Origin of the sequence: Cupriavidus sp. USMAHM13 (assembly GCF_001854285.1) — a bacterium.
Lineage (GTDB): Bacteria > Pseudomonadota > Gammaproteobacteria > Burkholderiales > Burkholderiaceae > Cupriavidus > Cupriavidus malaysiensis.
In genome coordinates, this window is sequence record NZ_CP017751.1 from 2,975,240 (window position 1) to 2,988,973 (window position 13,734).

General features: G+C 67.5%; 15 protein-coding genes and 1 tRNA gene. 4 read left to right on the top strand and 12 right to left on the bottom strand.

Annotated elements, in window-relative coordinates; translation table 11 throughout:
• Positions 1-7: 7 nt before the first annotated feature.
• The 5 genes from BKK81_RS13020 to araD all read right to left on the bottom strand — a co-directional run bounded on the left by BKK81_RS13020 (position 8) and on the right by araD (position 5,192).
• On the bottom strand, positions 8-322 hold the full coding sequence (locus BKK81_RS13020) for a hypothetical protein (RefSeq protein ID WP_071013569.1): 315 nt from the start codon (positions 320-322) through the stop codon (positions 8-10).
• Positions 323-440: 118 nt separating this feature from the next.
• Positions 441-1,379: a 2-hydroxyacid dehydrogenase gene (locus BKK81_RS13025; RefSeq protein WP_071013571.1), complete on the bottom strand. Its 939-nt coding sequence runs from the start codon at positions 1,377-1,379 to the stop codon at positions 441-443.
• A gap of 115 nt (positions 1,380-1,494) precedes the next feature.
• Positions 1,495-2,502, bottom strand: a complete 1,008-nt coding sequence (locus BKK81_RS13030; RefSeq protein WP_071013574.1) for a Bug family tripartite tricarboxylate transporter substrate binding protein — start codon at positions 2,500-2,502, stop codon at positions 1,495-1,497.
• A gap of 161 nt (positions 2,503-2,663) precedes the next feature.
• A complete protein-coding gene (locus BKK81_RS13035) occupies positions 2,664-3,383 on the bottom strand; it encodes a ribonuclease activity regulator RraA (protein ID WP_071013576.1) in 720 nt (239 codons plus the stop codon).
• A gap of 69 nt (positions 3,384-3,452) precedes the next feature.
• Complete coding sequence (gene araD / locus BKK81_RS13040) at positions 3,453-5,192, bottom strand: L-arabinonate dehydratase (RefSeq protein WP_071013579.1); 1,740 nt, start codon at positions 5,190-5,192, stop codon at positions 3,453-3,455.
• Between the two features lie 217 nt (positions 5,193-5,409).
• Here araD and BKK81_RS13045 point away from each other — a divergent pair, with 217 nt between their 5' ends.
• The 3 genes from BKK81_RS13045 to BKK81_RS13055 all read left to right on the top strand — a co-directional run bounded on the left by BKK81_RS13045 (position 5,410) and on the right by BKK81_RS13055 (position 7,206).
• Complete coding sequence (locus tag BKK81_RS13045) at positions 5,410-6,114, top strand: GntR family transcriptional regulator (RefSeq protein WP_071013582.1); 705 nt, start codon at positions 5,410-5,412, stop codon at positions 6,112-6,114.
• A 93-nt stretch (positions 6,115-6,207) separates the two neighbouring features.
• Complete coding sequence (locus tag BKK81_RS13050; protein ID WP_083384229.1) at positions 6,208-6,819, top strand: 2OG-Fe(II) oxygenase; 612 nt, start codon at positions 6,208-6,210, stop codon at positions 6,817-6,819.
• Positions 6,820-6,993: 174 nt separating this feature from the next.
• Positions 6,994-7,206, top strand: a complete 213-nt coding sequence (locus BKK81_RS13055; RefSeq protein ID WP_071013591.1) for a DUF2188 domain-containing protein — start codon at positions 6,994-6,996, stop codon at positions 7,204-7,206.
• A 52-nt stretch (positions 7,207-7,258) separates the two neighbouring features.
• Here the strand turns inward: BKK81_RS13055 and BKK81_RS13060 are convergent, their stop codons facing one another.
• Positions 7,259-7,447 (bottom strand): hypothetical protein, encoded by a 189-nt coding sequence (locus BKK81_RS13060; RefSeq protein ID WP_071013593.1) that lies wholly within the window; start codon positions 7,445-7,447, stop codon positions 7,259-7,261.
• Positions 7,448-7,878: 431 nt separating this feature from the next.
• Between BKK81_RS13060 and BKK81_RS13065 the strand changes: the two genes are divergently transcribed.
• The gene (locus BKK81_RS13065) at positions 7,879-8,124 is read left to right on the top strand and encodes a hypothetical protein (protein ID WP_071016451.1); all 246 of its coding nucleotides are present in this window, start codon (positions 7,879-7,881) and stop codon (positions 8,122-8,124) included.
• Here the strand turns inward: BKK81_RS13065 and BKK81_RS13070 are convergent.
• The 6 genes from BKK81_RS13070 to pheT form a co-directional block, all read right to left on the bottom strand.
• A complete protein-coding gene (locus BKK81_RS13070; RefSeq protein ID WP_197523925.1) occupies positions 8,100-8,522 on the bottom strand; it encodes a PadR family transcriptional regulator in 423 nt (140 codons plus the stop codon). The two genes, BKK81_RS13065 and BKK81_RS13070, sit on opposite strands and share 25 nt — an antisense overlap.
• 440 nt (positions 8,523-8,962) lie before the next feature.
• Entirely contained in the window at positions 8,963-9,139 is a 177-nt protein-coding gene (locus BKK81_RS37025) for a DUF1232 domain-containing protein (RefSeq protein WP_083384106.1), read from the bottom strand.
• An 876-nt stretch (positions 9,140-10,015) separates the two neighbouring features.
• Positions 10,016-10,092, bottom strand: a tRNA-Pro gene (locus tag BKK81_RS13075).
• 84 nt (positions 10,093-10,176) lie between these two features.
• Complete coding sequence (locus BKK81_RS13080; protein WP_071013600.1) at positions 10,177-10,617, bottom strand: MerR family transcriptional regulator; 441 nt, start codon at positions 10,615-10,617, stop codon at positions 10,177-10,179.
• A gap of 130 nt (positions 10,618-10,747) precedes the next feature.
• The gene (locus BKK81_RS13085) at positions 10,748-11,164 is read right to left on the bottom strand and encodes an integration host factor subunit alpha (RefSeq protein WP_071013602.1); all 417 of its coding nucleotides are present in this window, start codon (positions 11,162-11,164) and stop codon (positions 10,748-10,750) included.
• Between the two features lie 84 nt (positions 11,165-11,248).
• Entirely contained in the window at positions 11,249-13,705 is a 2,457-nt protein-coding gene (gene pheT / locus BKK81_RS13090) for a phenylalanine--tRNA ligase subunit beta (RefSeq protein ID WP_071013605.1), read from the bottom strand.
• Between the last annotated feature and the right edge of the window lie 29 nt (positions 13,706-13,734).

Genomic DNA, 13,734 nt, shown 5'->3' on the forward strand with positions numbered 1-13,734 from the left:
TGCAGGCTCAGTCCTGCTGTTCGGCCTCGCGCGCGCGGAGTTCCAGCCCGAAACGGATGAAGAGATCAAAGGCGTCAGCGAGCAGGTGCTGTTGCCGCGGCAGCAGGCTGGCGTAGGGCATGTCGAAAATCGACTGGTGTGCGCCGCGATCACCCTTGAGCCCCTTGTCGCGGGCGATGTCCGACAACAGGGCGGCAAAGCCTGTCAGGTCTTCCGCATCCAGCGCGGCATTGAGGACGCGGGCAATCACCTGCGGCGAGGCGCCGGTCCAGCCAAGCAGTTCGGCATTGGCGGCCCCATGGGAATGGTCACTTTGCTTCATGCCCACGTTAACGTCGCCGCCGGGACAGCCTTTAGCTGGCGGCGCCGCACCCCGCCCCCTACGAAGGTTGGGTATGTCCAGCCACTGCCCGAGGCGCCGCGCGCGCCGGCGAACGGCGTCAGATGGCCGCTTCGCGCACCTTGCCATGCTGGAAAAAGTGCGCGAGATTCCGTTCCACCAGGTCCGCCATGGCCTGCCGTGTCTCGCGCGTGTTGCTGGCGATATGCGGCAGCAGCACGACGTTGTCCAGGCCGAGCAAGGCATCCGGCACCTCGGGTTCGTGCGCGAAGACATCGAGCCCGGCACCGCCCAGCCGGCCTGCTGCCAGTGCGCGCACCAGCGCCTCTTCGTCGACCACGCTGCCGCGTGCGATGTTGATGAGGAAGCCCTGCGGACCGAGCGCCTCGATCACCGACGCCGAGACCAGGCCGCGCGTCTGCGGCCCGCCGGCGGTGGCGATGACCAGGAAGTCAGACCAGCGCGCCAGCGCCTCCAGCGATGGCTCATGCGCATACGGGACGCCATCTGCCGGCCCGCGGGTGTGGTAGCGGACCTCCATGTCGAAACCCTGCGAACGGCGCGCGATCACCTTGCCGATGCGGCCCATGCCGACGATGCCCAGCCGCTTGCCGCTGACCCGCGTGCTCAGCGGGAACGCCGCGCGCGGCCAGTCGCCGCGCCGCACGAAGCGGTCGGCCGCGCTGATGCCGCGCGCCACGTCCATCAGCAGCGCGAAGGCGGCATCGGCGACGCAGTCGTTGAGGACATCGGGCGTGAAGCCGACCGCGATGCCGCGCGCGCGCGCCGCCTCCAGGTCGATCTTGTCCAGGCCGACGCCGAAGCTCGAGATCACGCGCAGGGCGGGCAAGGCACCGATCAACCCGGCATCCGCGCCGTGCGCCGCGCGCGTGGTCAGCGCCACGAACTCGTGGCCATGCGCGGCGAGAAAGGCGGCCGGATCGCGCTCCTGCCAGAAGGGATGGACATCGTATTGCGCCGCCAGGCGCGCCTCGAGCGCGTCAGGCAGTCTGCCGTGCTGCAACAAACGGGGTTTCATCGCTGCGTTTCCTGTTTCCTGGTGATGGTCGATCCTGGTGGTGGTCGAACGTGATTGGAGAGGAACCGGAGTCCTGTCTCCAGGATTCGCGGCTCCGCACACTTGTGACTCGCCACTAGTCCAGGCTCACATGCCGGTCCTGGATGATCCTGGCGAAGCGCTGGCTGTCGGCGGCGATCTGCGCGGCGAACTGCGCCGGCGTGCTGCCCACCGGAATCGCGCCCTGCTCCAGCAGGCGCGCACGCACCTGCGGGTCCGCCACGGCCTGCCGTACGCCGTCGGCGATCTTGTCGACGATGGCCTGGGGCGTGCCCGGCGGCGCCAGCAGGCCGGCCCAGGAGCCCGACTCCGCGCCGCCGATGCCCGCTTCGGCCAGCGTCGGCACACCGGGCAGCACGGGCGATCGCACCTTGCCCGTCACCGCCAGCGCGCGCAGCTTGCCCACCTTCACGTGCCCGGCGGTTTCCAGGATGGAGGCGAACAGCATGTCGACATTGCCCGCGATCAGGTCGCCCATGGCGGCGCCACCGCCCTTGTAGGGCACGTGCAGCATCTCCACGCCGGTGGCCGCCTCGAAGATCTCCGCCGTCAGGTGCGGCGTGCCGCCCTGCCCCGAGCTGGCGAAGGTGAGCTTGCCCGGGCGGGCCTTGGCGAGCGCGACCAGCTCGCGCGCGCTGGCGGCCGGCAGCTTCTCGGTCACCACCAGCACGAAGGGCAGTTCCGCCATCAGGCTGACCGGCACGAAGGCGTCGGGCTGGTAGTTGAGCTTCTTGTACAGCCAGCGATTGGCCGCCTGGGTACCGGCATTGCCGGATACCAGGGTATAGCCGTCGGGACGGGCACGCGCAGCCACCTCCAGCCCGACGTTGCCTGCCGCGCCCGGCCGGTTGTCGACCACCACCGGCTGCCCCCACAGCTGCGACAGCTTCTGCGCCACCAGCCGCGTGGCCAGGTCGGTGCCGCCGGCCGGTGCGAACGGCAGGATGATGGTGACGGGCCTGGCCGGCCACGCCTCCGCCGCTGCCGCCATCCGCGCGGGCAAGGCCGCCAGCGCCGCGCAGATTGCCGCCAGCACGGCTGCGCCGCGCGCCATCCGTCCCATCTGCAGTCCGATGTATTTCATGTCCGCGCTCCCCCTCGTGATCCATGGCATCGCCCGCCGTCAGCTGGTCGAACAGGAACGGCACCTCGCCGGCCGCCACATCCTGCAGCGCCTGCGGGCTGCGTGTCATGTTGTCTCCTGCGCGGCCGGTGCGTGCCGGCGTAAGTGGCCGTCAGCGGCCGTCAGCGGCCGTTGGCGGCACGCCAGGCAGCGAAGTCGCTGCGGGCACGCTCGTCTGTCGGCGGATAGAGGCCGATGATGGAACGGCCGCGCAGCACCTCCTCGGTGACGAAGTCCTCGAACGCGGTCATCTCGACCGCCTCCAGGGCGATCTCCGTGGCCAGGTGGCGCGGGATCACCACCACGCCCTCGCCATCGCCGACGACGACATCGCCCGGGAACACTGCCACATCGCCACAGCCCACCGGCACATTGATATCGATGGCCTGGTGCAGGGTCAGGTTGGTCGGCGCCGACGGCCGCTGGTGGTAAGCGGGCATGCCCAGGCGTGCGATCTCGGGGGAGTCGCGGAAACCGCCGTCGGTGACGATGCCCGCGCCGCCACGCTGCATCAGCCGCGTCACCAGGATCGAGCCGGCCGAGGCCGCGCGCGCATCCTTGCGGCTGTCGATCACCATCACCGCACCGGGCGGGCACTGCTCGATCGCCTGGCGCTGCGGGTGGTTGCGGTCCTGGAATACGGTGATCGGGTTGAGGTCTTCGCGCGCGGGAATGTAGCGCAGCGTGAAGGCCTCGCCGACCATGGGTCCGGCCTCGGGGTTCAGCGGCCGCACGTCCTGGATGAACTGGTTGCGCAGGCCGCGCTTGAACAGCGCGGTGCACAGCGTGGCGGTGCTGACGGTCTTGAGTTGATCGCGCAGGGTCTGGCTGAGTTCGCTCATGGCGTTGGGGGCTCGCAGGCTGGGCACCTGGCTCCCGCGGCGGAAGCCGGGTGCGTGAGGGTCGATCGGTCAGTAGATGCTCGGCTCGCCGACGGGGGCGCCGAAATCGGTCTGCAGGAAGTCGAAGTCGCAGCCGTCGTTGGCCTGGCGGATATGGCGCGAGAACATCCAGCCATAGCCGCGCTCGAAGCGCGGCGGCGGCGGCGTCCATTGCGCGCGCCGGCGCGCCAGCTCCTCGTCGCTGACCTCGAGATGGATGCTGCGCCGTCCGATGTCGACGGTGATGTGGTCGCCGGTGCGCACCAGGGCCAGCGGGCCGCCGATATACGACTCGGGTGCCACGTGCAGGATGCAGGCGCCATAGCTGGTACCGCTCATGCGTGCATCCGACATCCGCAGCATGTCGCGTACGCCCTGCTTGACCAGCTTCTTGGGGATCGGCAGCATGCCCCACTCGGGCATCCCCGGCCCGCCCTGAGGGCCCGCATTGCGCAGGATCAGGACGTGGTCCGCGCTGACATCGAGGTCCTCGTCGTCGATCGCCGCCTTCATCGACGGATAGTCGTCGAACACCAGCGCGGGGCCGGTGTGGCGGAAGAAGCGGCGCTCGCAGGCGCTCGGCTTGATCACGCAGCCGTCGGGGGCGATATTGCCCTTGAGGACGGCCAGCGCGCCTTCTTCGTAGAGGGCCTGTTCGAGCGGCCGGATCACGTCATCGTTGCAGACCTCGGCACCGGCGATGTTCTCGCCCAGGGTGCGGCCGGTGACGGTGAGCGTCTCCAGGTCGAGCAGGCCGCGCAGCCGGCTCATCAGCGCCGGCAGGCCGCCGGCATAGAAGAAGTCCTCCATCAGGTAGGTATCGCCGCTGGGTCGGATATTGGCGATAACCGGCACCCGGCGGCTGGCGGCGTCGAAATCGTCCAGGCCGATCTCGCAGCCGGCGCGCCGCGCCATGGCGATGACGTGGATGATCGCATTGGTCGAGCAGCCCATCGCCATTGCCACCACGATGGCATTGAGGAAGGCAGCGCGGGTCTGGATGCGCGCCGGCACCAGGTCCTCCCACACCATGCCGACGATGCGCCGGCCCGCCTCAGAGCACATGCGGATGTGGTTGGCGTCGGCTGCCGGGATCGAGGACGCGCCCGGCAGCGTCATGCCGATGGCTTCGGCGATGGCCGTCATCGTGCTGGCCGTGCCCATCGTCATGCAGGTACCGTGGCTGCGCGCGATGCCGCCCTCGATGCCGGTCCATTCCGCATCGCTGAGCTTGCCGGCACGGCGCTCGTCCCAGAATTTCCAGGCATCCGAGCCCGAGCCCAGCACCTTGCCCTTCCAGTTGCCGCGCAGCATCGGCCCGGCCGGCACATAGATGGCCGGCACGCCGGCGCTGGTGGCACCCATCAGCAGGCCCGGCGTGGTCTTGTCGCAACCGCCCATCAGCACCACACCGTCGACCGGATGCGAGCGGATCAGCTCTTCGGCCTCGATCGCCAGCAGGTTGCGATAGAGCATGGTGGTCGGCTTGACCGCGCTCTCCGACAAGGAAATGGCCGGCAGCTCGACCGGGAATCCGCCCGCCTGCAGCACGCCGCGCTTGACGTCTTCCACGCGCTGCCTGAAGTGTCCGTGGCAAGGATTCAGGTCGGACCAGGTGTTCAGGATGGCGATGACGGGCTTGCCCATCCACTCCTCGGGCGCGTAGCCCATCTGCATGATGCGGGAGCGATGGCCGAACGAGCGCAGGTCGTCCGGCGCGAACCAGCGGGCGCTGCGCAGCGCCTCAGGCGTCTTCTTGGGTGCGGTCATGTCTCCTCCGATGCGGTGGCCGCCGGCGGCGACACGGAGCGGCGGCGCCCCACGGACGATGCATCGTCCGGGCGCGCCCGCGGCAGTCGCCACGCTTGTTTGCTTTTTGTTGTGAAGGATTAGAGCACTAATATATTAGTGTGTCAAACCCGGTCCACTCAGCTAGAATCGCGCATCGCTGCCGGCGCGCCGCGCCGGCAGGCATCGCATCCGATCCATGGAAGACACCCTTCAGTCCCCCGCGCTTGCCGCGTTCCAGTTCGACCGCACGCGCCACGCCGCGCCACAGGTTTTCGAGCACCTGCGCGAACGCATCATCTCGATGGCACTGCCGCCGGGCAGCGTGCTGTCGCGGGCCGACCTGGCCGCCGAGTACGGCACCAGCCAGACACCGGTACGCGATGCGCTGATCCGGCTCAGCGAAGAAGGCCTGGTCGACGTCTTCCCGCAGCACGCGACCGTGGTCAGCCCGATCAGCATCGCGCTGGCACAGCAGGCGCATTTCCTGCGCCGCTCAGTCGAACTGGAGATCGTGCGCAGCCTGGCAGAGCGTCCCGACGCGGCACTGGTGCAGCGCCTGCGCGCCAGTCTCGCCTACCAGCACGCCATGCTGGTGGCGGGCGATTTCGCCGAACTGTCGCGCACCGACCAGACCTTCCATCGCCAGCTCTACGACGCCGCCGAAGTGCCCGACCTGTGGCTGCTGGTGCGCCGCCAGAGCGGCCACCTGGACCGGCTGCGGCGCCTGCATCTGCCCATCGACGACAAGGCGCGCGCGGTGGTCGAGGACCATATGGGCATCGTCGACGCGATCGCCGCGGGCGACCCCGCCGCGGCGCAGGCGCGCCTGCGCCGCCACTTGTCGGGCACCCTGACCAACCTCGACGATATCCGCGCGCGCTTCCAGGACTACTTGCGCTAGCACCGGCCGCGCCAGCGCCGCCATGGCACTAGCGCATGCCCGCCGCGGCTGCGTAAAATGGGCGCCCCGCCGATCCGCGCCGCCCGTCCCGCCATGTCCGTCACCCCCGCCCTGTTCGAAATGCTGGAAGCGCGCGGCTGGGCCGTCTGCGACGACAGCATCGCGCCGGCCTTCAGGCAGCAGCTCTACGCCTGCAGCGAGGCCGCCTGGCAGGCCGGCCGCTTCCATCCCGCGCGCATCGGCCGCGGCGAGGCCGCCACGCGCGACGAGACGGTACGGGGCGATTCCATCCTGTGGCTCGAACGCAGGCACGGCGACGCGGTCATGGACGCGTTCATGGACTGGGCCGCGCAGTTGCGCGCCGAGCTCAACCAGCGCTACTTCCTCGGCCTGCGCCGCGAGGAATTCCATTTCTCCCATTACCCCGTCGGCACCGGCTACCGCAAGCACTTCGACCAGCATCGCGGCAGCCCGCACCGCCGCATCTCGCTGGTGCTGTACCTGAACCCGGAGTGGGATGCGGACGATGGCGGCGAACTGGCCATCCATGCGGCCGATGACGACACGCGCGAAAGCGCGCGCATCCTGCCGCAGGGCGGCCGCCTGGTACTGTTCCGCAGCGAACTGATCCCGCATGCAGTGCTGCCCTGCCGACGCCCGCGGCGCGCGCTGACCGGCTGGTTCCGCACCGACGCCGCCGCCTGAGGGGATACGCCGCCGCGTGCCGCGCGGATACCCCGGCGCGCCTCGTTTCGGCGCGCCCGTCCGCGCCAGCGCGCAGGACCATCGCCTGCGGCAATGCACAGCCCCGCCGAGTGGCGGGCGCCGGCACCATGGCATATAAATAACGGGTACCGCTCAGGCGGCAGGAGGCCACCCATGACGGCACCCAACATCCACGTCGTGCTGACCGCGCACAATGGCTGGGCGGTCGAGGTCGAAGGCACGGACGGCGCCACCTCGCACTACCCCTCGCTGCTGGAAGCCGTGGCGGCCGGCGAGCAGAAGGCCAGGCTGGATGGCGTCGAATTGTTCATTCACGGGGAAGATGGCGCCGTGCGCCGCCACCACGATTTCCGCGCGAAAGACTAGCGTCCCGAACCGCGATTTCTCCGGCTCGGGACATCGGCGCGGCACGCCGCGCTCACTCGCCCTGCATGCCGTAGCGGTACAGCGTCGCGCCGACCTCGATCAGCAGGGTGCGCTCGCGCCCCTGGATCGCCGGATCGGTCAGCAGCATCGCCAGCCGCGCGATCGCGTCGTCCACCGGGAGTTCCTCCGCCTCGTCGAGGGCAAGCCGCTCGAACTCTCGGATCACATCATCTGGTTCCATGGGTTTCCTCATATCGGTACGAATTGGCGCGCCTGCCTTCGCAGCGCGCCGCCCGGCCGATTATCTCAGCGCGCCCATCCGGCCGCCATGACTTCCGCGCCCGGCCATGCCCGCCACGCCCCCTCCCCCGAGCCGCGGCGGCGGCAAGCAGCGCGCCCGCCAATACACAGTTGCGTAACAATTTCCACCGCACCGCGCCCGACAATAGGCCCTCAACCACTTGCGCCCTGCGCGGGCTGGCGGCCTCGCCTGGCCGACCAGCCCTTTTTTTCGCGCGCCGCATCGCCGCCAGCCAGCGCGGAATCCCACGATCCTCCGTCTGCCACAAAGCCTCGCACCGGGCCTCGACTACTGTACATTCATACAGTATTCTGTAGTACATTGCGCAGCAATCACCCACGCACGGAGACTCCACGATGCCCGCTTCCGCCATGACTGATACCCGCACTGTCAAATACATCGTCGTGCCCTACCGCAAGGGCAACGGCGACGCACTTCAGCCCGGGGAAATCCGCCAGGCTTCCAGCGAAGTCAGCGCCATCCGCATCGCCACCGCCATGGCATCGAGCTTCGCGGGCGTCGCCGCCTACGAGGTGCTGGTCGACGAGGAAACGGGACAGATGGACTCCCCTCGCATCCTGACCAGGGAAGGTCAGATCCCGACCCTGGACGACTGACGGGCGCGGCTGTCGCCATCGACCTCGGCATGGCTTGCGAAGATCAGCGGCGACACCAGCGGCGACACATCAGCCCGCCCGCCGTCTGCCGGCACGATCGCGCAACCGGTGCCTGCAGGCCTCCGATGGAACATCGTGTCGAGCAATACACGGCTGTTGTCCAGCACCCCTCTGCCGAGTTCGGTGATGAAATACACGCGCCCGACGCCGTCCCTCGCCGCGCTCGCGATACACCCCTTCGTCAGCAGTGTGCGCAACAGCGGCCTCACCGCAGCGATACCGCCCGCCGTGTGGTACTCGAGGAGCCGGTCCCCCAGTTCCACTGCCGTGGCCGGCATTTCCAGCACCAGTTGGAGCACGTAGAACTGCGCCAGCAAATCAAGCGACTCTCGTTTCATATCGCAGCCACAGGAGATTGAAGCGACGCCCGATGCGCCGCGCACCCCCGGCGGCGCGGCGCAGGAATATCCGGCACACCGGGGGCGGAATCCAATCCGGCAAGTCTACGGATCAGCCCCGCCGCCGACCGCGGGAAGAGGGCCCGTTTCCGACCGCTCCTCGGCCTCAACCTTTCCGACAACACGCGGGAGCCGCCGCATTCTCGTTCTGTCCGAAGAGGACCGACGGGTGATCGTGGCCCCGGCAGTCAGACCTCGACGAGGCCGCCGCGCTGAAGCGGGCAGTGGCGGAAAGCGCAGGCAACGACGGCACTCGCATTCCGCATGCGGGCCTCAAGACGCCGACGGGCGTATCAGACGTGCACTCCATGTGGCAAGAAGAGAAAAAAAGCCCGCCTCGGCGGGGAGCGTCGACGGACCGGAAGTGCAACGGCGCGAGTCTACTCGGTGCCGTCGAAACGCGGCTTGTCCGGAACAATCAGATTGCGGACATGTTTCCGACCAACCGATAGAAACAAACGCACCGCGAGTAGGATCAATCCAGGCAACAGAAGCGCATCGTCCGCATAGCCAAACACCGGAATGAAATCCGGAACCAGCTCAAGAGGGCCGACGATGGAGACAGAGTGACTTGACGGCTAGTGGCATGCGCGGGTGCCGATATGCCAACCAAAGCGCCACCGCATCACGCTTGATCTCGCGCGCGGCCAAACGCATGTGCTACCAGATTGACCGTTCCACCTCGGCCCCCAGGATTCCGTTCAGGCGCGCTTCGCAGCGCCAGAGGGACGACGCCACAACGAAGTCAACACCGACACTTGCGGTGGGTACGGATCAAGCGCGACTGTCCCCGCAGCACCATGCCGCCCCGGCACTACCATTGCCGCTGGAACAACTTCCACGGCGCCGGTGCCTGGGATGCGAATCGGTAGGTATGGGTGGGTCTGGGTAGTGCGGTCTGGCAGACGCTAGTCCTCGCCGTCAGCGGCAACCTGGTCGACCTCCCGCTTCGCAGCGGCAAGAGCCTCGTCGATCGCCACGGCTTCGGACGAAGCCAGTTCGCCGGCATTCTGCCTATGGCCATGCCCTCGAACGACATACGACCAGTCCCAATGACCGCTGGGGACCATTCTGACGTGAATCAGGATTTCACGGCCTCGGTATCGAAATTCCATAGCAGGCCCTCCGATGTCAGAGGAATCCTAGCATGACGGGCCTGATCAACCTGCGCTTCGTCGGCAAGGCCGAGGCCATCCGCTCGGGCTGCGAGCAGCATCGCAGTGCTTTCTGGCGCGAATCGGACAGCAGCCGGCCCGCGCCACGACCGAGGGCTACATCACGCAGCGCCAGATGCCAGTGTCGACGGTGCGGCTTACCGCTGCCGTCCGCCTGAATATTAGAGAGTTTCTAATATCACGGTCTGATATCACGCAAAGCGCTGACGCCAGAATGAGAAAAGCCCGCGTAATCGAATGATTACGCGGGCCTTAATTTGGTCGGGGCGAGAGGATTTGAACCTCCGACCACCTGCACCCCATGCAGGTACGCTACCAGGCTGCGCTACGCCCCGAGAGAAAAAGATTATATCAGAAGGATTTTCATCTTGACTAGTGTCTTCTGCACTTTTTTGCCGTGCCCGGCTTCGCTCGCCGACTTACTTCGGACCGTGTCCGGCGATCTCGCGCAACTGCGCGAGCAGATGCTGGACGTCGACCAGTTCATTGCGCAGCGCGTTCAGATCGACCGACAACACCGGGGCGTCTTCGACGTGCGCCGGTGCCGCACCGACGCTCTCTTCCTGCACGGGCGGTATCGTATGATGCCGCCCTTCATCGAGCCGGTTGCGCGCACCGTTGATGGTGAAGCCCTGCTCGTACAGCAGCTCGCGGATCCGACGGATCAGCAGCACCTCATGGTGCTGGTAGTAACGCCGGTTGCCGCGCCGCTTGACGGGCTTGAGCTGCGTGAACTCCTGCTCCCAGTAGCGCAGCACGTGCGGCTTGACGGCGCACAGCTCGCTTACCTCACCGATGGTGAAGTAGCGCTTGGCGGGAATCGGCGGCAGCGCGACGCGATCGCTTGGTTTGTCGGACATGCATGAAGGGGCCGGCCAGAGCCGCGGCCCGCAGGAGTTACGCTAGGGATCGAATGGAAGCACGCGAGGCGCGCCTGCGCGCTCAGAAGGATACCGATTCCCGTTGCCGCGAGCAACGCGGCGGCACGGCTCAGCCAGGCAGCGCGAGGCCGGCCCGCTCTTCCACCAGTGCCTTCAGCTTCTGGCTGGCATGGAAGGTGACAACGCGGCGTGCGGTGATGGGGATCACCTCGCCGGTCTTGGGATTGCGGCCGGGGCGCTGCGGCTTGTCGCGCAGCTGGAAGTTGCCGAAGCCGGATAGCTTGACGCTGTCACCCTGCTCCAAGGCTTCGCGAATCACGTCGAAGAAGGCTTCGACCATATCCTTGGATTCACGCTTGTTCAGACCGACCTGGTCGAACAGCATCTCCGCCAGCTCGGCCTTGGTGAGAGTGGGAACCTCGGTCACGCGGGATTCCGGCGTGTCGTCGTCGCGGTGGGCTGCTTGCCGGTCGCCTGCCTCACCCAGAGCTGCAGCAGTCATGACATTCAGATGTCGATCATTCATATTGATCGTGCATTGTCGTTCAATCTGGCGATCCGTCCGGGCGCAGCGGCCCGGACGCTCCATGCCGTCGCGGGGACAGCGCTCTCAGCCACGCAGCCGTGCCTGGAACGCAGCCACCAGCGCATCAACCATGCAGCGCACCGCGCTGTCGACAGTCTCGTCCTGGAGGGTCGACCCAGTATCTTGCAAGGTCACCCGGAACGCAAGGCTTTTCTCGTCCGCGCCAATGCTGCTGGAAGCCGCGGCATTGGCCTTCGGACGGAACTCGTCGAACAGCACCAGGCTCTGGCAGAAGCGGCCGAAACCGGCCTGATCCAGCGCTGCACGCATCGCATCGAGCAGGTCCTGCGCACGCGCCGACTGCTTGACCACGACGGCGAGATCGCGCACCACGGCCGGGAACTTGGAGATCTCGCTGTAGGCGGGCAGGCCGACCTCGCGCAGCGATTGCAGTTCAAGTTCGAACAGCACCGGTGCCTGCGCCAATTCGTACTCCTGCAGCCAGCGCGGATGCAGCTCGCCGACCACACCCACCGGCTTGCCGTCGACCAGCACGCGGGCAGCGCGGCCCGGATGCAGCGCGGGATGCGAGACCGGCTCGAAGCGCGCCACGTGCGGGTGGAACAGCGACTCCACGTCGCCCTTGACGTCGAAGAAGTCGACCGGTCGCGTGGCGACGCCCCACTGCTCTTCGAAGGCAGGGCCGTAGGCGATGCCGGCGACCATCATGGGCTGGCGATAGCCTGCCACGGTCAGGCCGCCGTCGGCCACCGAGCCGTCGCGGTGGAACACGCGGCCCACTTCGAACAGGCGCACGCGGCCGGCCTTGCGGTTCAGGTTGTAGCGCACCTTGTCGAGCAGACCGCCGATCAGCGTGGAGCGCATCACTGCCAGCTGGCTCGCGATCGGATTCAGCAGGCGGATCGGGTTGTCGTTGGCGGCGAAGTCGCGCTCCCACTTCTCTTCCACGAAGGCGAAGTTGATCACCTCCTGATAGTCGCGCGCGGCCACCGCATGGCGCACCACGTGCTGCGAGCGGCGAGCCTCATCGGTCGGGCGCATCTCGCTCTCGGCCACCGGCGGACGGGCAGGAATACGCTCGAAGCCATAGATACGGGCCACTTCCTCGATCAGGTCTTCCTCGATCTCGATGTCGAAGCGGTAGCTCGGCGGCGTCACCACGAAGACCTCGCCGTCATCGCCCTGCTCGCGCGTGAAGGCGAGCTGCAGGCGCTGGAAGACATCGGCGATCTCGGCGGCCGACAGCTCGATGCCGAGCACGCGTTCGGCACGTGCCACGCGCATGCGCACCGGCTTGCGCTCCGGCAGGTTGACCACGTGGTCATCGACTGGGCCGGCCTGGCCGCCGCAGATGTCGAGGATCAGCGCGGTGATGCGCTCGATGTGCTCGACCGTGGTGGCGAAGTCCACGCCGCGCTCGAAGCGGTGGCCCGCATCGGTCGAGAAGTTGTAGCGGCGCGCGCGACCCTGGATCGACTGCGGCCACCAGAAGGCGGCCTCGAGGTAGATATTGGCGGTATCGAGCGTGACCGCGGTGCTGTCGCCGCCCATGATGCCGGCCAGGCTTTCGATCTCCTTGTCGTCGGCGATCACGCCGACCTGCTCGTCCACCTCGATGGTATTGCCGTTCAGCAGCTTGATCTGCTCGCCCTTGCGGCCCCAGCGCACGTCGAGGCCGCCGTGGATCTTGTCGAGGTCGAACACGTGCGACGGACGGCCGAGTTCCAGCATGACGTAGTTGGAGATGTCCACCAGCGCCGAGATGCTGCGCTGGCCCGAGCGCTCGAGACGCTGCACCATCCATGCAGGCGTCGCCGCGCGCGCGTTGACACCGCGGATCACGCGGCCGGAGAAACGGCCGCACAGATCGGGCGCCGACACCTTGACCGGCAGCGTCTCGTCCAGCGTCACCGCCACCGGCGTCATTGCCGGCACCTGCAGCGCGGCACCGGTGAGCGCCGCCACTTCGCGTGCCACGCCGTGGATCGACAGGCAGTCGGCCTTGTTCGGCGTGAGCTTGATGACGAAGACCTGATCGTCGAGATCCAGGTACTGGCGGATGTTCTGGCCGACGGGCGCATCCTCCGGCAGGATCAGCAGGCCTTCATGGTCTTCCGACAGCTTGAGTTCGCGCGCCGAGCACAGCATGCCGTAGCTGTCCACGCCACGCAGCTTGCCGACCTTGATCTCGAAGGGCTTGCCGCCCGGCTCGCTCGGCGGCAGCACGGCACCGACCAGCGCGCACGGCACCAGGATGCCCGGCTTGACGTTGGGCGCGCCGCAGACGATCTGCAGCGTCTCGCCGGTGCCGGCGTCGACCTGGCACACATTGAGACGGTCGGCATTGGGATGCCTCTCGGTGGCGAGCACGCGCGCCACCACGATCTTTTCGAACGGCGGCGCGACGGGGCCCACTTCCTCCACCTCGAGCCCGGCCATGGTCAGGCGGTGCGAGAGCGCGTCGGTGGAGACCTTTTCAGGATTGACGAAACTGCGAAGCCAGGATTCCGAGAATTGCATGGCGCTTCTGATCCGGTAAGTATGCGGTG